21 protein-coding genes are annotated in these 26,930 nt (G+C 71.2%); 8 read left to right on the plus strand and 13 right to left on the minus strand.

What is annotated here, in order from left to right; all coding sequences use genetic code 11:
* The 5 genes from E2F46_RS09490 to E2F46_RS09510 form a co-directional block, all read right to left on the minus strand.
* Positions 1 to 279 carry an STAS domain-containing protein gene (locus E2F46_RS09490; protein ID WP_425599819.1) on the minus strand — a complete coding sequence of 93 codons (279 nt, stop codon included), beginning with the start codon at positions 277 to 279 and terminating at the stop codon, positions 1 to 3.
* A gap of 7 nt (positions 280 to 286) precedes the next feature.
* Positions 287 to 964: an MlaC/ttg2D family ABC transporter substrate-binding protein gene (locus E2F46_RS09495; RefSeq protein WP_133321854.1), complete on the minus strand. Its 678-nt coding sequence runs from the start codon at positions 962 to 964 to the stop codon at positions 287 to 289.
* A complete protein-coding gene (gene mlaD, locus E2F46_RS09500) occupies positions 961 to 1,503 on the minus strand; it encodes an outer membrane lipid asymmetry maintenance protein MlaD (protein WP_133321855.1) in 543 nt (180 codons plus the stop codon). Before mlaD ends, E2F46_RS09495 begins: the two co-directional genes overlap by 4 nt.
* 63 nt (positions 1,504 to 1,566) lie before the next feature.
* Positions 1,567 to 2,316 (minus strand): MlaE family lipid ABC transporter permease subunit, encoded by a 750-nt coding sequence (locus tag E2F46_RS09505; protein ID WP_133321856.1) that lies wholly within the window; start codon positions 2,314 to 2,316, stop codon positions 1,567 to 1,569.
* 298 nt (positions 2,317 to 2,614) lie between these two features.
* Positions 2,615 to 3,403: an ABC transporter ATP-binding protein gene (locus E2F46_RS09510; RefSeq protein WP_133321857.1), complete on the minus strand. Its 789-nt coding sequence runs from the start codon at positions 3,401 to 3,403 to the stop codon at positions 2,615 to 2,617.
* 184 nt (positions 3,404 to 3,587) lie between these two features.
* On the opposite strand from E2F46_RS09510, the gene recC reads away from it, so the two are divergent.
* From recC to E2F46_RS09525, 3 genes are all read left to right on the plus strand, one after another.
* Positions 3,588 to 6,938, plus strand: coding sequence for an exodeoxyribonuclease V subunit gamma (gene recC / locus E2F46_RS09515; protein WP_133321858.1), 3,351 nt, complete (start codon positions 3,588 to 3,590; stop codon positions 6,936 to 6,938).
* Positions 6,935 to 10,582, plus strand: a complete 3,648-nt coding sequence (locus E2F46_RS09520; protein ID WP_133321859.1) for a UvrD-helicase domain-containing protein — start codon at positions 6,935 to 6,937, stop codon at positions 10,580 to 10,582. The genes recC and E2F46_RS09520 overlap by 4 nt, the downstream gene beginning before the upstream one ends.
* Before the next feature lie 97 nt (positions 10,583 to 10,679).
* Positions 10,680 to 12,971 (plus strand): AAA family ATPase, encoded by a 2,292-nt coding sequence (locus tag E2F46_RS09525; RefSeq protein WP_133321860.1) that lies wholly within the window; start codon positions 10,680 to 10,682, stop codon positions 12,969 to 12,971.
* Between the two features lie 15 nt (positions 12,972 to 12,986).
* On the opposite strand, the gene E2F46_RS09530 is transcribed toward E2F46_RS09525, so the two are convergent.
* Positions 12,987 to 13,817, minus strand: a complete 831-nt coding sequence (locus E2F46_RS09530) for an NAD-dependent epimerase/dehydratase family protein (protein ID WP_133321861.1) — start codon at positions 13,815 to 13,817, stop codon at positions 12,987 to 12,989.
* Positions 13,818 to 13,911: 94 nt separating this feature from the next.
* Here E2F46_RS09530 and E2F46_RS09535 point away from each other — a divergent pair, with 94 nt between their 5' ends.
* Positions 13,912 to 14,763: a helix-turn-helix domain-containing protein gene (locus E2F46_RS09535; RefSeq protein ID WP_165967421.1), complete on the plus strand. Its 852-nt coding sequence runs from the start codon at positions 13,912 to 13,914 to the stop codon at positions 14,761 to 14,763.
* Here E2F46_RS09535 and E2F46_RS09540 read toward each other — a convergent pair.
* Genes E2F46_RS09540 through E2F46_RS09570 form a run of 7 tightly spaced genes read right to left on the minus strand, consistent with a single transcriptional unit; the run spans position 14,696 to position 21,320 of the window.
* The gene (locus tag E2F46_RS09540) at positions 14,696 to 15,073 is read right to left on the minus strand and encodes a hypothetical protein (RefSeq protein ID WP_133321863.1); all 378 of its coding nucleotides are present in this window, start codon (positions 15,071 to 15,073) and stop codon (positions 14,696 to 14,698) included. The two genes, E2F46_RS09535 and E2F46_RS09540, sit on opposite strands and share 68 nt — an antisense overlap.
* A 19-nt stretch (positions 15,074 to 15,092) precedes the next feature.
* Positions 15,093 to 16,085 carry an SDR family oxidoreductase gene (locus E2F46_RS09545; RefSeq protein ID WP_133321864.1) on the minus strand — a complete coding sequence of 331 codons (993 nt, stop codon included), beginning with the start codon at positions 16,083 to 16,085 and terminating at the stop codon, positions 15,093 to 15,095.
* A gap of 38 nt (positions 16,086 to 16,123) precedes the next feature.
* The gene (locus E2F46_RS09550) at positions 16,124 to 17,242 is read right to left on the minus strand and encodes an SDR family oxidoreductase (protein ID WP_133321865.1); all 1,119 of its coding nucleotides are present in this window, start codon (positions 17,240 to 17,242) and stop codon (positions 16,124 to 16,126) included.
* A gap of 47 nt (positions 17,243 to 17,289) precedes the next feature.
* On the minus strand, positions 17,290 to 18,057 hold the full coding sequence (locus tag E2F46_RS09555; RefSeq protein WP_133321866.1) for an alpha/beta hydrolase: 768 nt from the start codon (positions 18,055 to 18,057) through the stop codon (positions 17,290 to 17,292).
* A 2-nt stretch (positions 18,058 to 18,059) separates the two neighbouring features.
* A complete protein-coding gene (locus E2F46_RS09560; protein WP_133321867.1) occupies positions 18,060 to 18,872 on the minus strand; it encodes a MipA/OmpV family protein in 813 nt (270 codons plus the stop codon).
* Positions 18,869 to 20,260: an NTP/NDP exchange transporter gene (locus E2F46_RS09565; protein WP_133321868.1), complete on the minus strand. Its 1,392-nt coding sequence runs from the start codon at positions 20,258 to 20,260 to the stop codon at positions 18,869 to 18,871. Before E2F46_RS09565 ends, E2F46_RS09560 begins: the two co-directional genes overlap by 4 nt.
* A gap of 1 nt (position 20,261) precedes the next feature.
* Positions 20,262 to 21,320 carry an oxidoreductase gene (locus E2F46_RS09570; protein WP_133321869.1) on the minus strand — a complete coding sequence of 353 codons (1,059 nt, stop codon included), beginning with the start codon at positions 21,318 to 21,320 and terminating at the stop codon, positions 20,262 to 20,264.
* 171 nt (positions 21,321 to 21,491) lie between these two features.
* On the opposite strand from E2F46_RS09570, the gene E2F46_RS09575 reads away from it, so the two are divergent.
* The 4 genes from E2F46_RS09575 to E2F46_RS09590 all read left to right on the plus strand — a co-directional run bounded on the left by E2F46_RS09575 (position 21,492) and on the right by E2F46_RS09590 (position 26,727).
* Entirely contained in the window at positions 21,492 to 22,157 is a 666-nt protein-coding gene (locus tag E2F46_RS09575) for a response regulator transcription factor (protein WP_133321870.1), read from the plus strand.
* Positions 22,154 to 23,542 carry a sensor histidine kinase gene (locus E2F46_RS09580; protein WP_133321871.1) on the plus strand — a complete coding sequence of 463 codons (1,389 nt, stop codon included), beginning with the start codon at positions 22,154 to 22,156 and terminating at the stop codon, positions 23,540 to 23,542. The genes E2F46_RS09575 and E2F46_RS09580 overlap by 4 nt, the downstream gene beginning before the upstream one ends.
* A 306-nt stretch (positions 23,543 to 23,848) precedes the next feature.
* Complete coding sequence (locus tag E2F46_RS09585; protein ID WP_207949559.1) at positions 23,849 to 25,759, plus strand: cation:proton antiporter; 1,911 nt, start codon at positions 23,849 to 23,851, stop codon at positions 25,757 to 25,759.
* Positions 25,756 to 26,727: a universal stress protein gene (locus E2F46_RS09590; protein ID WP_133321872.1), complete on the plus strand. Its 972-nt coding sequence runs from the start codon at positions 25,756 to 25,758 to the stop codon at positions 26,725 to 26,727. Before E2F46_RS09585 ends, E2F46_RS09590 begins: the two co-directional genes overlap by 4 nt.
* The last annotated feature ends 203 nt before the right edge of the window (positions 26,728 to 26,930 follow it).

Raw genomic sequence — 26,930 nt, forward strand, 5'->3', positions numbered from 1 at the left:
TCATGTCGTGGCGAAGGATAGCGAAGGCGACAGCCGATAGGCGCGACGCAGTTCCGGAAGTCCGGTCGGCTCGCCGGACACCGCCACGCCATCGATGCCTGCGGCCAGTTCGCCCAGCAGCGCCAGGCCGGCGCTGTCCACGCGTTCCACCGCGGCCAGGTCGAACCGGCGCACGCCATCCAGCATGCGCACGGCGTCCTGCCACAGCGGCGCGGCCGCGGCGCGGGTCAATGCGCCGGTGAACACCAGCGCGTCGGCATCGCGACGGACCGAGGCCATCGCCATGTCAGTCGGCCGTGGCGCGCAGCTGCCCGCTGCGCAGTTCGCCGGCGACCTGGCGGATCGACTTCCGCTGCAGTTCGTTGTCGAACTGCTGGCGGAAGATCTGCACCATCGACACGCCTTCGACCATCACGTCGAACACGCGCCACTCGTTGCCGACGCGACGCATCAGGTAGTCGACCGGGATCGGGTCGCCGCCGCTGCGCAGCAGTTCGCTGGCCACGCGCACGCCGGCGTCGCGCGGCAGTGGCGTCTCGGAGCGGATGCGCACCTGCAGCCGGGTGTTGAAGTCGAGCAGCGACGAGCCATAGCGCTGCAGCAGGTTTTCCGCCAGCGCGTCGCCGAACAGCTTCACGTCGGCCTCGGCGGCACCGCGGGCGTGGCGGCCCAGCACCAGCCGCGCGGCGTGTTCGCGGTCGAACATGGCGTCGAACTCGCTGGTGATGAACCGGCTCAGCGCGGCGCGGTCGCGGGTGAACTCGGCGCGGCGCGATTCCAGCGTGGCCAGCACGCGCTGGGTGTTGTCGAGTACCAGCTTGCTCGGCGAACCGTTCATGCTGGCGGCCTGCATCGAAGCGGCCGGCACGGCCTGTGCGAACGACAGCGCGGGCGCGGCGGCAGCGAACACGATTGCCGACAGCGCGAGCGCCAGCGCCTTGCGGGGGAAGTTGCGTGGGGTCATGGGGTCGGTCCTTCTTCCAGTGCGGGGGGGACGGCCATGTCGGCCGCAGGTGCGGCGGCATCATCGGTGCCTTCACCGGCACCGCCGCTGAACATGTAGCGGCCGACCATCTGGATCAGGTCCACCGCGGGCGAGGTGTAGACGATCTCTTCACCCGGCTGCAGCGACTCCATGTCTCCGCCGATCTGCAGGCCCACGTAGCTTTCGCCCAGCAGGCCGCCGGTGAGGATGCCGGCCGACGTGTCGACCGGGATCTCGTCGAAGCGCGAGTCGATCGCCAGGGTGACGATGGAGTCGAACTTCACCGGGTCAAGGTCGATCTTCGACACCCGGCCGACCGTGACGCCGCCGATCTTCACCGGCGCGTTGGGACGCAGCTGGCCGATCTGGGTGAAGCGGGCGTTCAATTCGTAGCTGCTGCCGCCGAAACCGCCGAAGCGGCCGTTGGTGGACGCAATCGCCAGCACCAGCAGCGAGCCGAGCGCCAGCAGCAGGAAGGCGCCGACGGCGAATTCGAGACGTGGACCGCGTGTTGCCATGTGGATCACCTTTCTATCAAGCGTGTGTCGGCGCGTTGTCGTGGCGCCGACGGGAAGCCGGCGTCAACGGAACAGGAACGCCGACAGCACGAAATTGAACATCAGCACCAGCAACGAGGCGTTCACCACCGCGCGCGTGGTCGCCACCGAGGTGCCTTCGATGGTCGGCTCGGCGTGGAAGCCTACGTACGAAGCGACCAGTGCCGCGGTACCGCCGAACACGGCCGCCTTCATGAACGCGGTGAGGAAGTCCGCGCGGAAATCCACCGCGTCCTTCATCGCCTGCCAGAACATGCCGTTGTCGATGCCGAGGATCTGCACGCCCTGGAACCAGCTGGCGGCCAGCGCGAACGTACTGAAGAACGCGACCAGCATCGGCACCGTCAGCACCGCCGCCCAGAAGCGCGGCGCGACCGCCTTGGCCACCGGATCGATCGCCATCAGCCCGAGCGCGGTGATCTGGTCGGTGGCGCGCATCAACCCCAGTTCGGCGGCGATGGAGCTGCCGGCGCGGCCGACGAACAGCAGCGCGGTCAGCACCGGCGCCAGCTCGCGGTACAGGCCCAGGCCGATCAGCACGCTGACCTGGTTGCTGGCGCCGTAGGTCTCCAGCGCACGGTAGCCCAGCAGGGTCAGCGACAGGCCCACGAACGCGCCGCCCACCGCGATGATCGGCAGCGAGCGGCCACCGATCTTGTAGATCTCGCGGACCAGCTCGGCGAAGAAGTCGGCGGTCGGCTTCGACGCGCGCAGCACCGACAGCGAGAACAGGCCGGCGCGGCCCAGCGAGCGGATGGATTCGGCGAAGGCCATCAGCGCGCCTCCATGTCCTGCACCTTCCCGCGTTTGCGGGGAAGGAGATGGGAGATCGACCAGTCCGCTTCCATGCACTGCACCTCCCCCCGCTCGCGGGGGGAGGCTGGGAGGGGGGCGACGGCGCGACGCGGGTTGGTCGTGGCGACCTGCGTGCCCCCACCCCAACCCGTCCGGCCCGGCGCAGCACGCCGGGCGTTCGTGCCGCCTGCACGGCTGTGCCGTGCGGGCAGGCTGCCCTCACCCCCCGCGCGGCGGGGGAGGGAGTCGGATATCTCGATTCGGAAGGCGAGCACCATCACGCGGCCTCCGTGCGTGCCGCGCTGTCGAACGCGATGGGGCCATCGGGTTCGCCGCGCAGGAATTGCCGGACCAGCGGATCGTCGCTCGCCTCCAGCTCGGCCGGGGTGCCGGCGAACACGATGCGGCCGTTGGCGATCACCACGGCGCGGTCGGCCACCGGCAGCGTCTCGTGCACATGGTGGGTCACGATGATGCTGGTCAGGCCCAGGTTGTCGTTGAGTTCGGAAATCAGGTTCATGATCACGCCCGACGCGATCGGGTCCAGCCCGGTCAGTGGTTCGTCGTAGACCATCAGCGGCGGGTCCAGGGCGATGGCACGCGCCAGCGCCACGCGGCGGGCCATGCCGCCGGACAGCTCGCGCGGATACAGGTCGGCGGCGTTGCGCAGCCCCACCGCGTGCAGCTTCATCGCCACCAGCCGGTCGATCACCGGCCGCGGCAGCGAAGTATGCGTGCGCAGCGGCAGGGCGATGTTCTCGGCCGCCGTCAGGTCGGTCAGCAGGCCGTTGCCCTGCAGCAGCACGCCGATCGACTTGCGCAGTTCCAGCAGCGCGCGCTGTCGCTGCGGTACCGGCTGGCCGAAGACTTCCACCGTGCCAGCGGCGGGTGCCAGCTCGCCGGTCAGCGCCGCCAGCAGGGTCGACTTGCCGCTGCCCGACGGGCCCAGCACCGCGGTGATGCTGCCGCGCGGCACGTCCAGGTCGATGCCGGACAGGATCGTGCGCCGCCCGCGGTCAAGGCGGACGCCGGCGAAACGGACGGCGATGTCGATCGCTTCGGTCATGGGGTCCGGATGCGCGAAGCCCGACGTGCGCGGGCGTAAACCGGTGAATCATGGCCAACGCCAGCTGAATCCCGCCGGAGTGACTGAACTGGAAGGTACAGGAATTAAGCGTGACGAAAGGGCGCGGAGAGAGGACGCAGCGTCTCGTGGGTTGCGAACCCGCTCCGGCACAATGCGACGGCCGATGACCGACGCCACGCCCGACTTCCGCCTCTACCACTCCAATGCGCTGGACGTGCTGGCGGGACTGCTGGCGAATGAGCTGCGGACGCGCGCGCCGGGCGCGTCGCTGCTGGCGCCGGACACGGTATTGATCCCGCAGGTGGCGATGCGGCGCTGGCTGCAGGCCACGCTGGCGGACGCGCACGGCATCGCCGCCAACCTCGAGTTCCTCACCCCCGGCGAGTTCGTCACCCGCGCGCTCGACGCCAACGTCGGCGGCGACGGCACCGACCTTGATGCCGACCGCCTGCGCTGGCGCCTGTACGCCGCATTGACCGACCGCGCGCTGCTGGCGCGCCCGGCGCTGGCGCAGATCGCCGCGTACCTGTCCGGCGACGATGCCATCAAGCCCTGGGCGCTGGCCGGCGAACTGGCCGATGTGTTCGAGAAGTACCAGGCCTGGCGCCGCGACTGGCTGCTGCGCTGGGATGCCGGCGCCGACCCGGACGATCCGCAGGCGATCCTGTGGCGGCGCGTCGCCGGCGACCACGGCTATCGCGCGCGCCGCATCCAGCAGTACCTCGAGCGTTTCGAGAGCGGGCGGGCCGACGGCACCGGCAAGCCGCTGCCGCAACGCCTGCCGACGCGGCTGTTCGCCTTCGCCACGCTCAACGTCTCGCCCGACGTACTGCGCGTGGTCGCCACCCAGGCGCGCGTGGGCACCCTGCACTTCTACCTGCCCACGCCCACGCAGCGATACTGGGGCGACCTGCAGGCGCTGTCGGCGAAGTTGCGCGCGGGCGCGGCCGATCCGTTCGATGCCGACACGGGCGACAACCGCCTGCTGCAGGCCTGGGGCGCCGCCGGGCGCGACTTCATGGCGGTGCTGGGCAGCTACGAAGTGGTGCACCCGCGCGGCGAGATCGCCGCCTATGTCGATCCCGAACACGACACCCGCCCCACGCTGGCCGAAGGCGGGCTGTCCGACAGCCTGCTGCACCGCCTGCAGCGCGACCTGTTCCATCGCCGCGCCACCCCGACCGGCGATGCGCTACCTGCCGTGCGCCGCGACGATCCCAGCCTGCAGGTGCACGCCTGCCACACCCGGCTGCGCGAGCTGCAGGTGCTGCACGACCAGCTGCGCGCGCTGCTGGAAGACAAGCGTTTCGATCCGCCGCTGCAGCCGCGCGAGATCGCGGTGCTGGCGCCCGACATCGACCCGTACGTGCCGTACCTGGAAGCGGTGTTCGGTGCACCCGGCGACGGCGACCGCCTGCCGTATGCGCTGGCCGACACCAGCCCGCTCGCCGGCGAACCGCTGGCCGAGGTCTTCGTGCGCCTGCTCGGCCTGCCGGTGTCGCGCTTCGGCCTCAACGAAACACTGGACCTGCTGGCCAGCGCGCCCATCGCCGAGGCCGCAGGGCTGGATGCGGCCGCGTTCGACCGCCTGCACGCCTGGCTGCTGGCCGCCGGCGCGCGCTGGGGGCTGGATGCCAAGCATCGCGCCGCGCACGACGCGCCCGCCGACGATGCCTACACCTGGCAGTTCGCGCTCGATCGCTTGTTGTTGGGCCACGCCAGTGGCGACACCGGCGACATCGCCGGCGTTGCGCCCTGGCCGGACCTGGAAGGCAGCGCGCTGGATGCGCTGGACACGCTGGTGCGGCTGCTGCGCGTGCTGGCGCGGCACCAGGCCACGCTGGCCGATGCGCTCGCGCCCGCCGCGTGGCGCGAGCGCCTGCTCGGCCTGCTGCGCGCACTGTTGCCGAAGAAGCCGTCCGACCCCGCCAGCCAGCGGACGCTCGACCGGCTGCGCAAGCTGATCGACGACTTTGCGAAGCACGCGCACGACGCAGGTTTCGACGGCAGTGTGCCGGCCGAGGTGGTGCGCGCGCATTTCGCCGCCGCGCTGGCCGAAGCCGACACCCGTGCGCCGTTGCTCACCGGTGGCATCAGTTTCGGGCGCATGGTGCCGATGCGGCTGCTGCCGTTCCGCGTGCTCTGCGTGCTGGGCATGAACGATGGCGACTACCCGCGTCGCGATCCTGCCGCTGGCCTGAGCAAGCTCACCGCCGAACTGGGCACCGACCGCCGCCGCCACGGCGACCGTTCCACCCGCGAGGACGACCGCTTCCTGTTCCTGCAGCTGTTCGCCGCCGCGCAGGAGGTGTTCTACCTGAGCCATCTGGGCCGTGACCCGCGCGACGGCAGCATGCGCGAGCCCTCGGTCCTGGTCAGCGAACTGCTGGATGCCGCCGCGCAGTACCACGCCGATATCGGTGCGGCGAAGCGCGACCTGGTGGTGCAGCATCCGCTGCAGCCGTTCTCGCCCGATGCCTTCGGCGGCGATGACGCGCGCCGCTTCAGCTACCGCACGCAGTGGCACCCGGCGGCCGGTTCGCTGGGGGTGGCGCGCAAGCAGCGGCTGGCGCCCTGGATCGACGCCGCGCTGCCGGCGATCGACGACGCCGAACCGGAACTCGCGCTCGATGCATTGAAGAAGTTCTTCATTGATCCGGCCGGCGAGTTGCTGCGCCGCCGGCTCGCGCTGCGCCTGCCCGACGGCCTCGAGGCGCAGGACGACATCGAGCCGCTGCTGCTGCCGTCGCGCGGACTGGAGAAGTACCAGCTGCAGCAGGCCGTCGTCGACGCGTTGCTGCGCGATGATGGCGATGGCTTGCACGCCCGCCTGCGCGCACGCGCGTTGCTGCCCTCCGGTGCGCTGGGAGAACGCCAGTTCGAAGCGCTGCTGCGCGACCTGCGCGAACCGGTGGCGGCGTACCGCGATTGGCGCGGCGCCAGCGTGGGCACGTCCGAGGTGTACGCGGTCGAGATCGACGGCACCCGCATCGTCGGCCGCGTCGACGACGTGCATGCGGCGGGCATCGCCGTGTTGCGGCCCGGCAAGTTGACGGCAAGCACGGTCATCCGCAGCGGCCTCGACCGCCTCCTCGCGAACGCCGCCGGTGCCGCGCTGCCGCTGGTGCAGTTCCATGACGCAGGCGACGGCATCGGCCCGCACATCGCACCGGCACTGGCGGCCGATGACGCACTTGCCGCACTGCGCAGCCTGCTGCAACTGCGACGCACCGGGTTGCGTGCGCCGTTGCTGTACGGGCCGCGCACCGGCTGGGTGCTGTGGAACGCGCCGGACGACGACGACAGGCGTCGCAACGCGGCGTACACCGCCTGGCACGGCAGCGACCACGCCTGGGGCGAGGCCACCAGCGATGCCATGCAGCTTGCGTTGCGCGGGCGCGACCCCTTCGCCAGCGACACCGCCTACGCCGAACTGCTCGACACCTGCCAGCGCGTGTTCGCCGCCGTGTGCATGGGCGTTGCCGGTGGCGATGTGCCGGGAGACGCGGCATGAGCGCGGCCGAACTGCACGAGGACGACTACTTGCGCCTGCCGCTCGACGGTGTGCAGCTGATCGAGGCCAGTGCCGGCACCGGCAAGACCTTCACCCTGGCCACGCTGTTCACCCGGCTGGTGGTGGAACGGCGCCTGCGCATCGGCCAGATCCTCGCGGTCACCTTCACCGAAGCCGCCACGCAGGAGCTGCGTCGCCGCATCCGCGAGCGGCTTGCATTGGCGGCACGCCTCGTCGACACCGTGGCCGATGACGGGGACGGCGACGACCACGAGGCCGCGCTCACCCGCGCCATCCTCGCGCGCGCGCTGCAGGCCGGCGAGGAAACCCCGGCGCAACTCACGCGTCGCCTGCGCGTCGCCGCCGAAGAGATCGACCTCGCGTCCATCTTCACCATCCACGGCTTCTGCGCGCGCGTGCTGTCCGAGCACGCCATCGACAGCGGCCACGCGCTCGACACGCCCGGACTGCTGGCCAACCTGCAGCCGCTGCACGCCGAAGTGGCCGCCGACCTGTGGCGCACCCACGCCAACAACGCAGACGCGCTGGACGCCCTCACCACGCTGTGGAACGGGCCAGACGCGTTGGCGAGCGACCTGCGCGTGCTGCTCGGCGACCTGCCGCTGCTGCCGGCGCCCGAGGAAGCGATGGCGGTTGACGATCCGCGCGACGGGTTCGCCGCGCAGGTCGCTCGCCTGTCGGCGGCCGTCGACGCGCATGCCGAGGATGCGCAGGCCGCCATCGGGCATGCCTTCGACGCCAAGGTGTTCGACGGCCGCCGTGCGCGTCGTGCCAGCTTCGACAAGGCGTTTGATGAGTTGCGTGCCGGTGGCACCGTCGGACATTGGCCGCGCACCGACAAGACGCACCTGCAAAAGCTGCTGCCCGCGCATCTGCAGGCCTACTGCAAGGAGGGCAGGCAGGACGATCTGCCGACATCGCCGCTGTTCGATGCATTGCAGGCATGGTGCGACGCCGACGATGCGATGGAACAGTGGCGCACCGCGCAACGCATCGCCCTGCTGCACCACATCCGCGCCGAAGCCAGATCGCGCGTTGCCCTGCTCAAGCGCCAGCGTCGCCTGAGTACCTATGACGACCTGATCGACGGCGTGGCCGACGCACTCGAAGGCCCGCGTCGCATGCCGCTGGTCGAGCAGTTGCGCCGGCAGTACCGGGTGGCCCTGGTCGACGAATTCCAGGACACCGACGCGCGGCAGTGGGCGATCTTCCACCGCGCGTTCGGCGATTCGGACGAGGTGCGCAATATCGGCGCCACACCGGCGCTGTTCGTCATCGGCGACCCCAAGCAGGCCATCTACGGGTTCCGCGGTGGCGACGTGCACACCTACCTGCAGGCGAAAGCGCAGGCGCGCGTCGCGCCACCGCTGCGCCACAACTTCCGCTCGCGCCCGGCGGTGCTGCGCGCCATCGATGCGCTGTACGCCAGCGCCGGCGACGCCGCCTTCCTCGAGCACGGCATCGCCTTCGAACAGGTCCTGCCCGGCGGCAAGCGCAGCGATGGCGACTACCTGCGCGACGGCACGCCCGCGCCTGCGCTCACCCTGCGCCTGCTGGAAAGCGACGGCGGCAAGCCGCTCAACGCCGAACCCTCGCGCGAAGCGGCCACCGCCGCTTGCGTCGCCGACATCCACCGCGTGCTGTCCGATGCGCGCGCGGGCCGCGCGCTGATCGCCGGCAAGCCGGTGCAGGCCGGCGACATCGCGGTGCTGGTGCGCACCCATCGCGAGGCCACGCGCGTGCAGCTGGCGCTGGCTGCCGCAGGCATTCCCGCCGTGGCCGCCGGCAAGGCCAGCCTCTACGCCACGCCCGAGGCGCAGGAGCTGCGCCTGCTGCTGCTCGCCCTGCTGCAACCGGCCGACGAAGGCCGCCTGCGCGCGGCGTTGGCCACGGTGCTGCTGGGCTTAGATGCCGCCGCCATCGCCGCGCTCGACCAGCAAGGCGATGCCCTGCGCACGGCACAGGATGCATTGCTGCAGTGGCGCGAGCGCTGGCAGCGCGGCGGCCCGTTCGCGCTGCTGTCGGACCTGTGCGCGGCGCAGGCCGAACGCCTGCTGTCGTTGTTCGATGGCGAACGCCGCATCACCAATTACCTGCAGCTGGGCGAAGCCCTGCAGGAAGCCGCCACGCAGTCGCTGGGCCTGCATGGCCTGCTCGACTGGCTGCAGGCGCGCATGGTGCGCGCCGACGAGAACGACGAAACGCAGCTGCTGCGGCTGGAGTCGGATGCGCGCCGCGTGCAGATCGTCACCCTGCACAAGAGCAAGGGCCTGGAGTATCCGCTGGTGTACCTGCCGTTCGCCGGCATCGGTGGCAAGCCGCCCGCCACCGCGCGCCACCACGCCGTGCACGACGGCAGCGGTCGCACGCTGCACTGGAAGATCGCGAAGGACGCCGACTGGGTCGCGGCCGAACAGCGCGCCGCCATCGAACGCGCCGCCGAGGATGCGCGCCTGCTGTACGTCGGCCTGACCCGCGCCGAACACGCGCTGTGGATCGCCGCCGGTGCGCTGAAGGACTTCGGCACCACGCGCCTCGCGCCGCTGTTGGCTGACCTGCCCGCGCTGCGCGCCGGCGACGACGTGCGCATTGTCGAAGGCCCGGCGGAAGGCCCGCCTGCGCGGCTGCCGCCAGAACGCGATGCCGCCATGCCCGACGCACGCATCGCCACGCGCCACATCGCGCCGGACTGGTGGGTGTACAGCTTCACCCAGCTGGCGCGCGCCGACGGTCTGCACGCCACCGCGGCCGTGGAGACCGAAGACAGCGGTGCGGCCTCCGACGAACCGGCGCAGCCGCTGGACGACGTGCCGGAAACCACTACCGATGCCGCGACCGATGCCGCCGCCGACGCCCCATCGGATGTCCACGACCCGCGCTTTTCCGGCAGCCGCTTCGGCAACGTGTTGCACGCTGCGCTGGAAAACACTGCGTTCGCGGCCTGGGCGAATTGGCAGCCCGGCGACGACGCCCCCGCCGACGAAGGCGAGGTGCTGCTGCAGGCACTGCGCGAGGAAGGCTATGCCGAGGCCGATCTCGACGACGGCCTCGCCACACTCACCTCGCTGGTCGGCCGCACGCTCACCGTCCCCCTGCCCGAAGGCGGCGCCCTGCACGCCGTGCCCGAACACGAACGCCGCGCCGAGATCGAGTTCCACTTCGCCATGCAGCCCACCAGCGTGCCTGAGCTGCTCGAGCTGCTGCACGCGCACGGCGTGGTGCGCGAACGTCGCGGCTTCGGCCTGCGCCGTCGCCTCGAAGGCCTGATGACCGGCAAGATCGACCTCACCTACGGACAGGGCGGCCGCTGGTACGTGCTCGACTACAAATCCAACCGCCTGCCGCGCTACGACGCCCCCGCGCTCGCCGCCGCCATGGCGCACAGCGAGTACGACCTGCAGTCGCTGGTCTACACCGTGGCCCTGCATCGCTGGCTGGGTTTCCGCCTGGGCGACGATTACGACTACGCCCGCGACTTCGGCGGCATCCGCTATCTGTTCTGCCGAGGACTGGACGCGCAGGATGCGGCGTCGCCCGGCGTGTTCGCCCATACCTGGCCGCCGCAACTCGTCCACGCACTCGACGCGCTGTTCTCAGGGCACACGCAAGGGGCCGCGGCATGAACCTGCTCGACACCCTGTTCGCGCGCGCTGGAGAGCCCCTCTCTCCACGGGAGAGGGGTTGGGGTGAGGGGCACGCGCAGCCTGCGAGGGATTGGCCATGACGCGCACCCTCCTCGACACGCTGTACCGCAACGGCCACCTGCGCACGCTCGACCACGCGCTCGCGCAGAGCCTGCGCCGGCTGGATCCGGACACACCCGACAGCGTGCTCGCCGCCGCCGCGCTGGCCTCGCTTGCCGTGTCGAAAGGCCATGCCGGCGTGAAGCCGTGCAACGCACGCGCACTGCTCGATAGCGACGACGCCGACATCGCCTGGCCCCATGCCGACGGCTGGCGCACGACGCTCGCGGCGTCGCGCTGGGTATCGACGCCGGACGACCCCACCCGGCCTGCCGACACCGACGCGCCGCTCGTGCTCGAAGGCGACCTGCTCTACCTGCGCCGCTACCGCGAGTACGAACGCGCGCTGGCCAACGGCCTGCACCGCATCGCGTCGCATGCCGTGCCGCAGACGAACATCGCCGCACTGGCCCCGTTGTTCGCGCAGCTGTTCCCGGCCACCCCCATCCCAACCCTTCCCCCGCAAGCGGGGGAAGGGCAGAAAGCCCCACCCGCTCCGCCCCTTCCCCAGCTCGCCCAGGAAGGACAAAAAGCCGCCCTTGCGCTTCCCCTTCCCCCGCTTGCGGGGGAAGGTCGGGATGGGGGCGCTCTACCCACGCAAGACCACCGCGCCCGCGCCGCCGCACCTGCTCTGCCCCTTCCTTCACACGCGGAGGAAGGACAGCAGCAAGCGCCTGCACAGACCCTTCTCCGGCACGCGGGAGAAGGTGCCCGCGGGGCGGAGGAGGGCAAGGCCGCCGATGACCACCAGGCCCACGCCGCCGCACTCGCGCTGCGCCACGCGCTGCTGCTGGTCACCGGCGGGCCGGGCACCGGCAAGACCACCACCGTCGCGCGCCTGCTGGTGCTGCTGGCGGCACAGGCACGCAACACCAACGCGCCCGCGCCGCGCATCGCCCTCGCCGCACCCACCGGACGCGCCGCGGAACGCATGGCCGAAAGCGTGCGCAACGCGCTGCAGTCGCTCGCCGGCGGCGGCATCCACGCCCACCTGCTCGACACCCTGCCCACCAGCGGCAGCACCTTGCATCGCCTGCTCGGCACGCTTCCGGATACGCCACGCTTCCGCCACCACGCCGACAACCCGCTGCCGTTCGACGTGGTGGTGGTGGACGAAGCCTCGATGATCGACCTGCCGCTGATGGCCAAGCTGGTCGATGCCGTCGCCGACGGCGCACGCCTCATCCTGCTGGGCGATCCGGACCAGTTGCCCTCGGTCGAAGCCGGCGACGTACTCGCCGCGATCCTGCAGGCCGCAGGCGATGGCAGCACGCTTACGCCCGGCGATGCCGAGGCGCTGCAGCCGTTGCTTCGCACGGGACCCATTCCCGGTGGCGCCTCCATTCGCCCCCACGAAGATGACGGGAATGGCGGTGATGGCGGTGGTGTGAGTGGAAGTGACCGTGGTGTTGAAGGTGACGCCACCGCGACACACACCTCTCCGGCAAGCGGGAGAGGTCGCGCCGCAGGCGCGGGTGAGGGACCGCCTTTCCCCGGCCGCCGCATCCACCTCGCCCGCGGCTACCGCCAGTCCGAATCCCTGCAGCTCGCACCGCTCGCCGCCGCCGTGCGCGAGGGCGACGCGCGCAACGCACTCGCATTGCTACGCAGCAACACGCTGTCCAACGTGCACTTCCACGAGGGCCTGGCCGATCCGCTGCAGGCGCATGGCGACCGCCTGCTCGCGCACTGGCGATCGCTGGCCCAGGCCGAGACCCCCGTCGAAGCCCTCGCACGCGCCAGCCGCCTGCGCGTACTCACCGCGGTGCGCGACGGCCCGCAGGGTGCGCGCAGTCTCAACGCCCGCATCGAAGCCCTGCTGTCCGAAGGCGGCGACGCCGCCGCGCCGCGTCGCGGCGCGCGCCACTTCCACGGCCAGCCGATCATCGTCACCGAGAACAGCTACCGCCATCGCCTGTTCAACGGCGACACCGGCATCCTCCATCGCGATGCCAATGGCACCTTGATGGCCTGGTTCCCCGGCGACGAGCCACGACAACCGCGCGCCTTCCATCCCGCCACGCTGCCCGCGCACGACAGCGCCTTCGCCATGACCGTGCACAAGGCGCAGGGCAGCGAGTTCGACAGCGTCTGGCTGCTGCTGCCCACGCGCGACAACCGCGTGCTCAGCCGCGAGCTGGTCTACACCGGCATCACCCGCGCACGCCGCGAACTGCACCTGGCCGCGACAGGCGACGTGATCCGCGCGGCGCTGTCGCGCCACGCCAGCCGCTGGTCGGGGCTGGCGTGGCGGTTGTCGTCCGGATGATGGCGTCGCGCGCCGCTACATCGCGCCGGCGGCCACCGCGTCGGCCAGGCGCGGATACTTCGGCCTGAAGCCCAGGTCGTCGCGTATCCGTTGCGTGTCCACCACCACACCGAAGGCCGCCGCGCGCGAATCGTCGGAACCTTCGGGTGGTGGCGCGCCAACGGATGCAAACAGCGCCGTGAGATCGGGCGCTTCGTCGTCGGCGACGTTGTACAGCCGGTGGGCAGGTGCATTCGCCTCCGTCACGCGCCACACCGCCTGCGCGATGTCGGCATGGTGGCCGATCGACATGCGCAGGCCAGGCGGGAAGCCGCGCAGCATCGGCACCACCTCGGCGATGTGCGGGTCGCCGTCGCCGTAGACGAAGGGCAGGCGCAGGATGCGCACGTCCAGGCCCTCGGTGCCCAGCAGCATGCGCTCGGCCGCCAGCTTGCTCAGCGGATAGGCGTCGACCGGTGCGGAAGGATCGTCCTCCACCGCGGGCCGGCCGGGGGTCGGCCCGTAGCACAGGCTGGTGCTGGTGAAGACGAAGCGCACCACGCCTGCGTCGCGCGCGGCCTCGGCGAGCCGGCGCGTGCCTTCATCGTTGACGGCGTGCGCCTGTTCCGGCGTCGCGCCGCGGAAAAACGCCGCGCAGTGCACCACCGCGTCGGCACCGCGCACTGCGGCGGCGAGCGTGTCGGGCTGCAGCAGGTCGCCGTGCGCCAGCACCACGCCTGCATGGGAAAGGGATTCGGCGCGCGCGGGCTCGCGCACCAGGGCGCGGACCGCATGGCCGCGCTGCATCAGTCGCGTGGCGAGCCGGCTGCCCACCTTTCCCGTTGCGCCGGTGATGAGGATGTCCATGGCGACAGGATGGCGTGCAATCGGCCGGGCGCATTGGAAAAACCGGACATGGCGTGCACTTGTTTCGCGCCCATGCCGTCGCCAGATTCGCGGCATGCATGACGTCCAGACGCAGTACCTGCCGATCCGGCGCGATGCCGCGCGCCTGGTGTCCGCACTGCTGGTGGACGAAAGCCCGCAGCCGCTGGCGCGCATCGCCACGCCGTCGCCATGCGCGCAGCTGGTCGCGCGATTCGGCCCGACCGTGCCCGGTGGCGTCGACGTCCACCTGCTTGGCCCGCAGCGACGGGTGCGGCGCAAACACGTCGGCGGGGGGCATCGTGCCATCCTGCTGCGGTTGCGCCCCGGCATGCAGCCTGCGATCGCGGGCGTGGCGCCATCGGAGTCGATCGGCAGCGCGATCGCGATCGACGACCTGTGGGGCGCGAACGCGGCCAACCGGCTGCGCGCGCAGCTGGCGGCCGCGATGGACGCAAACGCGGCGGCGGCGCTGCTGCAGGCTGCGATTGTCGAACAGGCGTCCAGCGCACGGGGCGCGAGTCCCGCGACGCCGCGGCTTGCCTTCGCGCTGGCACGACTGCAGGCATCGGGCGTCGCCGACGTGGCGCGCGCGGTGGGCGTCAGCGAGCGCCAGTTGCGACGCGAGTTTCGAGACCTGCTTGGCCTGTCGCCGAAGGCGGTCGCACGGCTGGACCGCTTCGCACGCGCGGTGCGCGCGGGGCAATCCATCGCGTCGCCATCATGGGCCGCAGTCGCGGCCGATGCGGGTTACTACGACCAGGCCCACATGATCGCCGACTTCAAGGCCATCGCCGGCGTCACGCCACGCGCGTTGCTGGCCGAACTGCGCGTAGCGACGCCGATCGGCGGCAGCGGATTCAGCCGACCGCCGCCGGACGCGTCAGCCACGCTGCCAACACCAGCGCGCAGAACACCGCGGCGTTGATCCGCGGCGGCCAGTAGGGCGAGAACAGGCACGCGATCGCCAGCCAGCCGAGCCCTGCCAGCAGCGCCAGCGCCAGCGGCGGCGTCGTGGCCAGCAACGGCATCGCACGCGTCGCCACGAACAGCGCCAGCAGGCCCACCACGACCTGGCCGAGCGCATAGGCGGAATGCAGGCCGTAGTACAGCAACGTGGCCTCCGCGCCTGGCGGATGCTTGCCGCGCAGGTGCTGCGAGACCACGTCGATCGCGAAGTGCAATGCGCCGGTGAGCGTGAGCCAGCCGAACGCGATGTAGATGAGCCACTTGTGCATGCCGCGCCTCCGTCGTGTGTCAACCGTGCAGCGCGCGGTGGCGCCGACTGGATGTGGCGACGCTTGTCGCGGTGCCGTACTCGCGGCCACCGCGGCTGCCGTCGAAGCGCAGGCCGGTCAATTGCTCCGACACCTCCCACAACCGCTGCGCGTCGCCGAGGTCCAGCGCCCGGTTGGGCACGCGGGCGATGCTGGGCGCGCCACGGGTTTCGCCGAAGTACGCCGGTCCGTAGTACGCACCGCCTTCCGCCTGTGGCGCCGTGGCGGCGAACAGCGTCGGCCACGCACCGTGCGCCGCGGGCTGGAACAGGAACCACAGCCATCGTCGCGCCCGGCCCGCCGCGCTGTCGCTGCCGGCACCGTTGGGCAGCAGGTCGGTGCGCGAGATGCCCGGGTGCGCGGCGATGCTGCGCAGGCCCCAGCCGTTGGCGTCGCTGCGTCGCTGCAGCTGCAGCGCGAACACCAGGCACGCCAGCTTGGACTGTGCATAGGCCGCCATCGGCGTGTAGCCACGTTCACTCTGCAGGTCGTCGAAGTCGAAGCGCCCCTGCCGCGCGGCGACGCTCGACAGGGTGACCACGCGTGGCGCATCGCTCCTGCGCAGCAGCGGCAGCAGCTCGGCGGTCAGTGCGAAGTGGCCGAGGTGGTTGGTGCCGAACTGCAGCTCGAAGCCATCGACGGTGGTGCGACGTTCGGGCGGGTTCATCACCCCGGCGTTGTTGACCAGCATGTCGATGCGCGGCAGCGATGCGCGCAGGCGTTCGCCGCACGCGGCGATCGAGGCAAGGCTGCCAAGGTCGACCTGCGCGAAGACGATGTCGGCACCGGGCACGGCGCCACGGATGCGCTGCACCGCCGCCGCGCCCTTGCCGGCATCGCGGCCGGCGAGGATCACGTTGGCACCGGCACGCGCCAGCGCCAGCGCGTCCTCGTAGCCAAGGCCGCCGGTGCCGGTGACGAGCGCGGTGCGCCCGTACTGCGGGGGAATGTCTGAAGTGGTCCAGCGGTCCATGGCGAAGCTCCGGTAACGGGCGGGAGGGCGGCGCGCGTTCAACGCGCGCCGGCGGGGAAGCGGCTGCCGGTCAGCTGTTCGGTCAGCGACCACAGGCGCGCGCTGGCAGCCGGGTATTGCGCCGCCGCGGGTACGGTGGCCAGGCCCAGCGGACCACTGATTTCCTGCGGCCCGGTCGGCCCGTAGTAGGCGCCGCCCACGGCGTCCGGCGCAGTGGCGGCGAACAGCGTGGGGATCGCGCCCTGCGCGGCGGTCTGGAAGTTGTCGCGGTTCGCGGCCCACTGCTGGCCCTGCGGGCTGTCCAGCCCGGGGCCGCGCGCCACCAGCTCGGTCACGGCGATGCCGGGGTGCGCGGCGACGCTGCGGATGCCCCAGCCGTTGGCGTCGCTGCGGCGCTGCAGCTCCATCGCGAACATCAGGCACGCCAGCTTGGACTGCGCGTACGCGGCGTACGGGTCGTAGGCGCGCTCGGACTGCAGGTCCTCGAAATCGATGCGGCCACGGCCGGCGGCCACGCTCGACAGCGTGACCACGCGCGGCGCATCGGACTTGCGCAGCAGCGGCAGCAGCTCCGCGGTCAGCGCGAAGTGGCCGGCGTAGTTGATCGCGAACTGCGACTCCAGGCCATCGGGCGAGGTGCCGCGCTCGGGCGGCGCCATGATCGCGGCGTTGTTGATCAGCCCGTCGATGCGCGGCAGCGCGGCCTGCAGGCGCGCGGCGAGGGCGCGCACCGAAGCAAGATCGCCCAGGTCGACGGCCTCGAACTGCACCTGCGCATCGGGATCGTCCGCGCGGATGCTGGCGATCGCTTCGGCGCCGCGTTCGGGGTTGCGCGCGGCGATGATGACGCGCGCGCCCGCTGCGGAAAGCGCCTTGGCGTCCTCGAAGCCCATGCCGCTGGTGCCGCCGGTGACCACGAAGATGCGGTCCGCCTGCGACGGCATGTCGGCCAGCGACCAGTCGGGCTTGGGCGCCGATTGCGCCAGTGCGCCGCCACTGGCGAAGGTGGCGGCGGCCGCCACGCACACTGCGGCGAGGCGCTGGTACCAGGCGGCACCGGCGTTGCGGCGGTCGCGCACGCGGTTGCGTTGGTGCGCGGTGGAGAGCCCCTGCGCATTGCGCGTCGCGGAAGGGGCGGAGGCAAACGTGATGTCCATGGCGTGTCCTTTGTCGAGGGGAAACGGAAGCAGTGCGGCGGGCCGCATCAGGGTTCCAGGTGGAAGTGGAAGAACGGCGCAAGCCGGTTGATCGCCGGGTCGATGTGTTCGTCGCGGCGGGCGAGGCCATCGGGGTCGGCGTCGGGAATCACGACCAGTGCCTGGTCGCGTCCGCGCGCAAGGCCATAGAGCGCACGGCCGGTTTCGTGCTGGCGGGTGCCGCCATGGCGACTGCCGACGATCACCATCAACGGCTGCAGCAACCGGTCCGGAAGGTCCTGCAGGGGGCTGCCATCGCGCACCGGTGCGATGCCGCGCAGCTGCGGCCGCGCTTCGTGCCTGCGCCTGCGCGCCAGCAGGCGTCGGAACGTGCCGCCGGCGTCGGTCCCGGCAACCGTGGCCAGTGCCTTGACGCGCGGGTCGGTCAGGGCCGCGCGTGCCGCCGGCCCGCCGCCGGCACAGATGCCCAGTACGCCGATCTGCCGGGCATCGACGAACGGCAGCGACACCAGGTGGTCCACGGCGCAATGCAGGTCGTCCGCGCGCCACGCGGAGGTCGCGGCAGCGCGTGTCGCATCGCCATTCGCATCGCGATGCAGGCAATCGAAGGCGATCACCACGAATCCGCGCGCAGCGAGCTTGCTTGCATAGCGAGCGTCCATCGTCGGCTGGATGTGCCGGCCCGGCGTCGACAGCACCAGCGCCGACCAGCGGCGGCAGGCATCGAAGCCCGGCGGCAGGTGCAGCTGCGCGGCAATGACCGTATCGCCATTGCGGAAGCGTGTGTCGTGCACGTTGGCGGATTGCGTCGCCATGCTCAGAAGCGCCGGCCGAAACCGATGAAGAGTCGGCCCGTGCGATCGCTGTCGGGTTCCAGCAGCGGGCTGTCGCGCAGCTCGCCGGGCAATTGCGTCGCCTGCACCGAGGCCACCAGCTGCCAGGCGTCGCCCAGCGGGCGCGTCCACGACACGCCGATGCGGTGCACGATGGCCGAGCCGGGTGCGTACGCCACCACGCCGCGTGCCACCTCGCTGTCGAGCGTGCCGTAGTAATAGCCGGCCAGGTCATCCGAAAGCAGGCTGCTGCCTGCATTGGCGGTGATCGCCGAACGCCCGACCAGCCACGTGTAGCGATAGTCCAGCGCCACTTCATATCCGCCGCTGGCGTCGGTCACGTCGTGCAGCGCATCGAGCGACACCGCGCCCCAGGTGCCGCCGTAGCCGATGCGGAAGCCCGCGTCCAGGCCGTCGTCGCGGTCTTCCAGCAGCGCGGCGTCGACGCCGTTGGCGAGCAACTCGGTGCGGCCCAGGTCGTCGATGTCGAAGCCGTCCAGGCGCACCGCCGCAATCGCGTCCAGCGTGAAGCCCTGCGATTGCACCAGGCGCAGTCCGGCGGTGGTGCCGCGCAGGTAGACGCGCTCGCCTTCGTAGCCGAGCAGCGGCACCGGCCGCACGCGCGAACCCTCGCCGGCATAGGGGCTGTCGATGGCGATGGCACCGATGCCCAGCGTCCATTCCCCGGTCGCGCGCGGCGCAGGGTCGTCGGACCGGGATTGCGCGAACGTGGTCGCGGACAGGGCGAGGAGGACGAGGCCGGCGCTGCCGGCGATCGCATGGCGGAGTGCAGTCATGGGGTAGGTTCCTGCTGTGGGGTGGTCGCCGCGGCGCCGACACTGCGGCGCGGGGATGCGGCGGGAGGGGACATCAGAAGCGGGGCGTCCGGCGTAGTGCGTTGCGCATGCGCGCGCCCGAGCCACAGGCCCAGCGCGGTCCAGGCGAAGGCAAGCGGTACCACCACGCCCACCAGTCCGCCGAGCGCGAAGCCAAGACGGCCCAGTGCGCCTTCGACCTGCGCGCCCAGCACGTCGCCGCCGCGATACACGAAGGTGTCGATGAAGGCCTTGGCCTTGTAGGCATCCTCGCGGCCCAGCGCGGTGAACAACGCCTCGCGCGCCGGCCGGGTGATGCCGCGCTGCACCGCGCGGTTGGCGGCTTCCAGCAAGACCAGCACCACGAACGATCCGTAGATCGCCAGGCCCACGAAACCGATCGCCGTCGCCAGCGGCAGCACCGCCAGCGCCACGCCCAGGCCGAAGCGCTGGATGATGCGGCCGGTCAGCGTGAGCTGCAGTGCCAGCACCGCCACCTGCGTCCACATGTCGATGTTGGCCAGCACCGCGGCGCGCGTATCCACGTCGTCGGCCACGCCGGCCACCATCTGCAGCCGGGTGAAGTAGATGAAGGTCGCCATGACCGTCATCAGCAGCACGTAGCCCGCGATGCCGGACAGGTACGGCGAGCGGAACACCGCGCGCAGCCCGGCCCACGCGCTGCCGCCCACCGGTGCGTCGCGCTCGGCACGCGGCACGCCGCTGCGATCGGGCAACAGCCGCAGCAGCCACCACGCCAGCGCCAGCGCCGCCAGCAGGAAGCCGCCGGCCACCAGCAGCAGCGCCGGCGTGCCCAGCGGCGCGACCAGTTGCGCGGTGAGCCACGGCCCGGCGATCGCACCCAACGTACCGCCCACCGAGATCGGCGCGAACAGGCGCTTGCCCTGGTCGCCGTTGAAGCGCTCGACCAGCAGCGCCCAGAACACCATCGTCGCGAACAGGTTGAACACGCTGAACCACACGTAGAACACCTGGCCGCTGGTCTCGCCGATGGCGCCGGGCGCGAACTGCAGCAGCGCCCAGAAGCCGACCAGGCACGCCACGAAGAAGCCATACGTGGTGCCCAGCAACGGGAACCGGCGCAGTCGCGCCACCAGCCAGGCGAACAATGGATTCACCGCCAGCGTCACCACGGCCGTGCCCACGAACAGCCAGCGCACCGCATCCATGCCACGCGACATGCCCAGCGCATCGCGCACCGGGCGCAGCAGCATCAACGCGGTCAGCACGCAGAAGAAGAACGCGGCGGCCACGGCCACGGCCATCCACTCGTCGCGGCGGATGTTCGCCAGCGACTGCAGCAGGCCGCTGCGGCGTGGCCGTGGCGCGGAGGGCAGCGATGCCGACATGTCAGTGCCCCGCATCCGCGAAACGCACGCCGCCCAGGGCTTCGCTCATGTCCCACAGGCGTGCGGAGGCCGTTGCGTCGGTGGCAGCCGCAGGCACGTTGGCCAGTCCCAGCGGGCCGCGGAACTCCATGACGCCGGTCGGACCGTAGTAGCGCCCACCCTGCGCATCGGGCGCGGTGGCGGCATACAGCGTCGGCAACGCGCCGCGCGACGCGGGCTGCAGGATCATGCGCCCCACGATGCGGCGGACCACGCCGTTGTTGACCTGCAGGTTGGTGCGCGACACGCCCGGATGCGAGGCGATGCTCTGGATGCCCCAGCCCGCGGCATCGCTGCGGCGCTGCAGCTCCAGGGCGAACATCAGGCAGGCAAGCTTGGACTGCTGGTACGCCGGGCCGGGCCTGTAGTCCTGCGAGAACTGCAGGTCGTCGAAATGGATCGTGCCAAGGCGGGCGGCAATGCTGGACAGGCTGACCACCCGCGGCGACGACGCCTTGCGCAGCAGCGGCAGCAGTTCCGCGGTGAGCGCGAAGTGGCCGAGGTAGTTGGTGGCGAACTGCATCTCGAAACCGTCCGCGGACACACCCCGCTGCGGCGGTTCCATGATCCCGGCGTTGTTGACCAGCACGTCGATGTGCGGAAGCGAGGCTTCCAGCCGACGGCCGAAGGCACGCACCGACGCAAGGTCGGCCAGGTCCAGAGGCTCGAAACGGACCACCGCGCCGGGCGCTTCACCGTGGATCGCCGCGACTGCTTCCGCGCCGCGCTCGGCGTTGCGCGCCGCGATCACCACGTGCGCGCCAGCGACGGCCAGCGCCTTCGCGCTCTCGAAGCCGATGCCGCTGGTGCCGCCGGTCACCACGACGACGCGCCCGTCCTGCGCGGGCATGTCGGCAAGGCTCCAGTCGGGATCTGGCGCGCCCTGCGCCGCCGTGCGCCCCGCGCTGCAGGCGGCGGTGGACACCAGGGCCAGCGCGAGCAACACGACGCGCACGCTCGATGCGACCAAGCCGTTGCGGCGGTGCTGCGGAAGCGCGGCGGGAATCGAGGGTAAGGCCATGGGGTTGCTCCTGCATGCGGCGGTCGGCGGATGCGACCGTGGCGATGGAGTGCATGCTGGAAGCGGGCGATTAAGCCGGTTTTAAGCGGATCGCCATGCGCACCTGCGGCCTTAAAACCGTTTTAATGTGCGCACCGGAAGATGCCCGGCACCGCCTGTGCACAGCCCCCAATGGACGAAATCCTCCTGGTCGAAGACGACCACATGCTCGGCCGCGCGCTGACCGCCGCGTTGGCCCAGGAGGGTTGGCGCGTGGTGCATTGCGAGGACGCGCCCGCCGCGCGCGCGGTGCTGGTCGACCATGCCTTCGTCGCCGTGCTGCTCGACCTCGGACTGCCGCAGGGCTCCGGGCTCGACGTGCTGGCCGCCATGCGCGCGCGCTACGACCCCACGCCGGTGTTGGTCATCACCGCGCGCGACCAGCTCAGCGATCGCGTGCGCGGGCTCGATGCCGGCGCCGACGACTATATCGTCAAGCCGTTCCAGCGCGACGAGATGCTGGCGCGGCTGCGCGCGGTGCTGCGCCGCAGCCGCGGTGCGGTCACGCCGATGCTGCACTGGCGCGACGTCGAGATCGATCCGGCCGCGCGCGTGGTGACCCGCGGCGGCGAGCGCGTGGCCCTGAGCGCCAACGAGCTGCGCATCCTGCTGGCGCTGTTCGAGGCGCGCGGCCGTGTGCTCGGCCGCGAGCAGCTGCAGGCGCGGCTGTACGGCAGCGACGGCAGCGTGGGCAGCAACACGGTGGCGGTGTACATCCACCAGTTGCGCCGCAAGCTGGGCGACGGCGTGGTGCTGACCGAGCACGGCATGGGCTATCGCGCCGGGGACGAGGCATGATCCGCGCGCCGCGTTCGCTGCGCACGCGGCTGCTGGCGGCGCTGACCATCGTGCTGCTCGCGGGCTGGGCCGGCTGGTTCGCGCTGCAGTACGTGCAGATGTCCACGCGCCAGGTCGGCGACCTCGACGGCATGATCCGCAATGTCGCCGAGCAGATCCTGCAGTCGCTGCCCGAAGACCTCACCGGCGCCGCGCAGCAGCCGCGCCGCTTCGAGCTGGACCTGGAAGAGAAGAAGGTCCTCGGCAAGTTCGACCTGCTCGCGTTCCAGGTCTGGGACCTCGGCGCCCGCCGGCGGCTGGTGTCGTCGCGCTCCGCGCCCGTGCAGGCGCTGGTGCACGATTTCGAGGACGGCTTCACCTCGCAGTCCATCGACGGCGTGCCCTGGCGCGTGTACTCGGTGCGCGACCTGCATGGCGCCGTGCAGGTGCAGGCGGGCATTCCGGAGGCGGCGGTGCACATGGAGATGCGGCGCTGGTTCCGCAACAGCCTCGGCACCGCGCTCGCCCTGCTGTTCGCGTTCGGCGTGGCGGTGTGGCTGGTGATCGAGTGGTCGCTGCGGCCGGTGGCACGGCTGGGCGATGCGCTGGCCGCGCGCGCGCCGCTCGATTTCGCGCCGCTGCCCGATGCCGGCCTGCCGAGCGAGGTCGCGCCGCTGGTGCAGGGCTTCAATCGACTGCTGGCGCGGCTGGCGCAGGCGCTGCAGCACGAGCGCGAGTTCCTCGGCGAGGCCGCGCACGAGTTGCGCACGCCGCTGGCCGCGCTGCTGGCGCAGGCGCAGGTACTGCAGCATGCCGGCAACCGCGACGAGGCGCGCATCGCGCTGGCGGAGCTGATTGCAGGCATCGAACGTACCTCGCGGCTGGCGCAGCAGCTGCTCGACGCGGCCCGGGTGGAGGCCGGCGGCGGCGCGCGCAGCACCGACCTGGACCTGGCCCTGGTCGCCGGCATGGTGGCCGACGAGTTTGCGCAGGTGGCCATGCGCGCTGGACAGGCGCTCGAACTCGACCTGCGTCATGCGCCGGTGCGTGGCGACATCGACGATCTCGGCATCTTGGTGCGCAACCTGCTCGACAACGCACTGCGCCACGGCGGCGACGGCGCCCGCGTGCGCCTGTCGACCGGGGTGGTGGTCGAGGGCGACGCGCGGATCGGCGTGCTGCGCGTGGCCGATGACGGCCCCGGCATTCCCGAAGCCGATCGCGATCGCGTGTTCGAGCGCTTCTATCGCGGCGGCAACGGCCATCGCACCTCGGGCATCGGCATGGGCCTGTCCCTGGTGCAGCGCGTGGTGGCCGCCCACGGCGGGCAGGTGCGCTGCGAGGCCGGCATCGACGGCCGCGGCTGCGGCATCGAAGTGCGCTTGCCGCTGCGCGACGGGGAGTGAACGCGACGCAGTAGTGTCGACAAGCCGGGTGACGGCGTGGTGCCTGACAGTTCGGCGACATGAGGACTGCGCTCACGCATCCGTCGCCGTTGCAGTCGTAGCCCGGATAAGCCCGCAGGGCGCATCCGGGGAATCGGCGTCGTGTCTGGGCGTGGATGGTTTGCGTTGTTGTGGCATGTCTCCGGTTCTCGTTCCCGGATGCGGATTCGCCCTGCCGGGCCACGGGCTGGGAGCGCCCGCTACGCGCATGCTGCTGGGTATGACCGGACATGTACGATCGTCGCGACGCCATCGCATCCACGCGCCATGCCTGCGTCCGCATTCCCGGCGCAAACGCGACTGCGGCCTGCGTTGACGGGCGTCACGTCCGCGTTGTCCGCGGCGCTGGGTTGCGGCCGATTGCGCTATCGTGGTCGACCGGACAGCGTGCGCGTGGCGGCGCTGCCGGTCCTGCTTCCTGATCCGGGCCAATGCATGGCGAACCTCGAACAAGTCCTGCTGCTGCTGGCGGTGGCCATTGCCGTGGTGGTGACGCTGCAGCGGCTGCACGTGCCGGCCAGCCTGGGGTTCCTGCTGGCTGGCGTGATCCTCGGACCGCATACCTTCGGCCCCACCGTGCCGCAGTTCGATGCGCTGGCCGAGTTCGGCGTGGTGTTCCTGCTGTTCACCATCGGCCTGAGCTTCTCGCTGCCGCAGCTCAAGGCGATGCGCGGCCAGGTGTTCGGGCTGGGCACCGGGCAGGTGGTGCTGACCACGGCAATCGTGGGCGTCATCGTCTGGTTGGCGGGTCTGCCGCTTGCGGCCGCGTTCGTGTTCGGTGCGGTGTTCGCGCAGTCCTCCACCACCATCATCGCCAGCCTGCTGGCCGAACAGGGCGAGGACAACACCCGCCATGGCCGCTTGGGGCTGGCGATGTCGGTGTTCCAGGACGTCACCGCGGTGCCCTTCCTGGTGATCATCCCGGTGTTGGGAAGCGCGGTGGCCGCCAGCGTGCTGGCCACCACCCTGGGCTGGGCCCTGCTCAAGGCGGTGCTGGCCTGTGCACTGGTGCTGCTGGCCGGACGCTGGCTGCTGCGCCCGCTGTTCCACCTGGTGTCGGCGCGCAGGTCGCTGGAGCTGTTCACCCTGGCGGTGCTGCTGGTCGCGCTGCTGGCGGCGTGGACCACCAACAGCCTGGGCCTGTCGCTGGCGTTCGGCGGCTTCCTGGCCGGCATGGTCCTGGGCGGAACCGAGTTCCGGCACCAGGTGGAGTCGAGCATCCGTCCGTTCCGCGACGTGCTGCTGGGCCTTTTCTTCATCGGCATCGGCATGCGTTTCGATCCCGCCGCGATCCTGCCGATTTGGCACTGGGCGGTGCTGGGCGGGCTGCTCATCCTGGCCAGCAAGGCGCTGATCGTCACCGCGCTGGTGCTCCGTTCGGGGGTGGATGCCCGGGTGGCGCTGCGCACCGGGCTGATGCTGGGCGTGGGCGGCGAGTTCGGCCTGGCGCTGGTGGCGATCGCCCTGGACGCCAACGTCATCGACGGCGGCCTGGGCCAGGTGGCCATCACCTCGGTATTGCTGTCGATGGTGGTCGGCGCCGTGCTGATCCGCTTCAACGGCGCCATCGCGATGCGGCTGCTGGGCGCGCCGCGCAGCGAAGCATCCGAGCTGCCCGAGGTGCCCGACAGCCCGGAACGCCACGTGGTCATCGGCGGCTATGGTCGGGTGGGCCATACCGTCGCGGTGCTGCTGCATTCCAGCGGGGTGCCGTTCGTGGCCTTCGACACCGATCCGGCGCGTGTGGCGCAGGGTCGCGCCGACGGCCATCGCGTCGCGCTAGGCGACATCTCCGACCCAGCCCTGCTGTCGGCGATCCACGTCGAGCGCGCGTCGCTGGTGGTGATCACCTCCGACGGCGCCCACACCGCGCTCGCCGCGCTGTCGTATCTGCGCCGCACCTGCCCGCACGTACCGGTGATCGTGCGCGCGCGCGACCTGGAGAGCAGCACGCGGTTGCTTGAAGCCGGTGCGGTGCACGCCTATCCCGAAACCATCGAGGCCAGCCTGCGCCTCGGCGCCACTGCGCTGCAGATGCTGAACGTCGCCACCGACGATATCGACCAGCTGATCCAGGAAGTGCGCGACTGGCGCTACCGGGCGGTGGCGGAAGATGCGGGCGATGGCGCAGCCGAGCGGATGAGTGTATCGGTATCCCCGAACGGAGACAGGAAATGAAGCAGTTCGCCAGGATCCTCTACTTCGCGGCGGCGCCCTGCGGGCAGGCACAGGCGATGGCGCGCGCGGTGTCGCTGGCCGAGAACAACCAGGCGGAACTGACGGTGCTCGACGTCGTGCCGGCCGTCCCCACCGCTGTCGGCAGGTATCCAGGTGGGCCCGAGCCGGGCCGGCTGCAGGAGGCGCTGGTGGATGGACGACGCCGCGAGCTGGAAGCGCTGGTCGAACCCCACCGCCAGCGGGGGATCCGCGTCCAAGTGCGGGTGGGCCGGTCCCACATCGAGGTCATCCGCGCCGTCATCGACGACGGTTACGACCTGCTGGTCAAGCCCGCGGAGAATCCCGATGTGGTCGACCGGTTGTTCGGCAGCACCGACATGCACCTGCTGCGCAAGTGCCCGTGCCCGGTGTGGCTGACGCGGCCGGACGAGCGGTCCAACTACGCCAGCGTGCTGGCGGCGGTCGACTTCGATCCCGATGAAAGGTCGGCCGCCGACGAAGCCGGCCTCAACCGGCAGATCGGCGCGATTGCCGGGACCCTGGCGATGTCGGATTTCGCGCAATTGCATATCGTCCACGTCTGGGACGCGTTGGGCGAAACCATGGTGCGATCCTGGGCCAACGAGCCGGAAGAGGCCGCGATGCGATATGCGGAGGGCGAGCGCATGCGGCATGAATCGGCCCTGTCGCGTTTTGGCGATCAGCTGCGCGCGCTTCTGGGGGCCGAGGCCTACGACCATCTGGCGCCGCGATTCCACCTGCGCAAGGGCTCGGCCTCCGCGGTCATTCCCGCGCTGGCGAAGGAATTGCAGGCCGACCTGCTGGTGATGGGCACGCTCGCCAGGACGGGCATCGCCGGGCTGTTCATCGGCAACACCGCCGAGAACATCCTCGAGCAGGTGCAGTGCTCTGTGCTTGCGGTCAAGCCGCCGGGCTTCGTGTCGCCGGTGACCGCCGCGGAGCGTTGAGCCGGGCATCGTCCATGCCCGGCAGTATTGATGGACCATGCTGTCGCGAATGTGGCGTGGGTGCGACCGGCGCGGTTCACGACGCGGGTGGCGAAAGGGGGCACCAAGGCCTGCGCGGGAGGACGGGATGCACCACGCCCCGGCCGATGCGTGGCCGGTCTCTGTGCCGTGGGCATCAGGGTCGGGGACGCAGCGTGCGGGTG

Source organism: Luteimonas aestuarii, from assembly GCF_004357985.1.
Taxonomy (GTDB): Bacteria; Pseudomonadota; Gammaproteobacteria; order Xanthomonadales; family Xanthomonadaceae; genus Luteimonas; species Luteimonas aestuarii.

Excerpts from the sequence above, each read along its gene's own strand:
- E2F46_RS09575 (WP_133321870.1), top strand. The coding sequence starts at position 21,492 with ATGGACGAAATCCTCCTGGTCGAAGACGACCACATGCTCGGCCGCGCG.
- E2F46_RS09520 (WP_133321859.1), top strand. The coding sequence starts at position 6,935 with ATGAGCGCGGCCGAACTGCACGAGGACGACTACTTGCGCCTGCCGCTC.
- E2F46_RS09505 (WP_133321856.1), bottom strand. The coding sequence starts at position 2,316 with ATGGCCTTCGCCGAATCCATCCGCTCGCTGGGCCGCGCCGGCCTGTTC.
- E2F46_RS09565 (WP_133321868.1), bottom strand. The coding sequence starts at position 20,260 with ATGTCGGCATCGCTGCCCTCCGCGCCACGGCCACGCCGCAGCGGCCTG.
- recC (WP_133321858.1), top strand. The coding sequence starts at position 3,588 with ATGACCGACGCCACGCCCGACTTCCGCCTCTACCACTCCAATGCGCTG.
- E2F46_RS09550 (WP_133321865.1), bottom strand. The coding sequence starts at position 17,242 with ATGGACATCACGTTTGCCTCCGCCCCTTCCGCGACGCGCAATGCGCAG.
- E2F46_RS09490 (WP_425599819.1), bottom strand. The coding sequence starts at position 279 with ATGGCCTCGGTCCGTCGCGATGCCGACGCGCTGGTGTTCACCGGCGCA.
- E2F46_RS09585 (WP_207949559.1), top strand. The coding sequence starts at position 23,849 with ATGCCTGCGTCCGCATTCCCGGCGCAAACGCGACTGCGGCCTGCGTTG.
- E2F46_RS09495 (WP_133321854.1), bottom strand. The coding sequence starts at position 964 with ATGACCCCACGCAACTTCCCCCGCAAGGCGCTGGCGCTCGCGCTGTCG.
- E2F46_RS09555 (WP_133321866.1), bottom strand. The coding sequence starts at position 18,057 with ATGGCGACGCAATCCGCCAACGTGCACGACACACGCTTCCGCAATGGC.
- E2F46_RS09560 (WP_133321867.1), bottom strand. The coding sequence starts at position 18,872 with ATGACTGCACTCCGCCATGCGATCGCCGGCAGCGCCGGCCTCGTCCTC.
- E2F46_RS09590 (WP_133321872.1), top strand. The coding sequence starts at position 25,756 with ATGAAGCAGTTCGCCAGGATCCTCTACTTCGCGGCGGCGCCCTGCGGG.
- E2F46_RS09540 (WP_133321863.1), bottom strand. The coding sequence starts at position 15,073 with ATGCACAAGTGGCTCATCTACATCGCGTTCGGCTGGCTCACGCTCACC.
- E2F46_RS09545 (WP_133321864.1), bottom strand. The coding sequence starts at position 16,085 with ATGGACCGCTGGACCACTTCAGACATTCCCCCGCAGTACGGGCGCACC.
- E2F46_RS09530 (WP_133321861.1), bottom strand. The coding sequence starts at position 13,817 with ATGGACATCCTCATCACCGGCGCAACGGGAAAGGTGGGCAGCCGGCTC.
- mlaD (WP_133321855.1), bottom strand. The coding sequence starts at position 1,503 with ATGGCAACACGCGGTCCACGTCTCGAATTCGCCGTCGGCGCCTTCCTG.
- E2F46_RS09525 (WP_133321860.1), top strand. The coding sequence starts at position 10,680 with ATGACGCGCACCCTCCTCGACACGCTGTACCGCAACGGCCACCTGCGC.
- E2F46_RS09580 (WP_133321871.1), top strand. The coding sequence starts at position 22,154 with ATGATCCGCGCGCCGCGTTCGCTGCGCACGCGGCTGCTGGCGGCGCTG.
- E2F46_RS09570 (WP_133321869.1), bottom strand. The coding sequence starts at position 21,320 with ATGGCCTTACCCTCGATTCCCGCCGCGCTTCCGCAGCACCGCCGCAAC.
- E2F46_RS09535 (WP_165967421.1), top strand. The coding sequence starts at position 13,912 with ATGCATGACGTCCAGACGCAGTACCTGCCGATCCGGCGCGATGCCGCG.
- E2F46_RS09510 (WP_133321857.1), bottom strand. The coding sequence starts at position 3,403 with ATGACCGAAGCGATCGACATCGCCGTCCGTTTCGCCGGCGTCCGCCTT.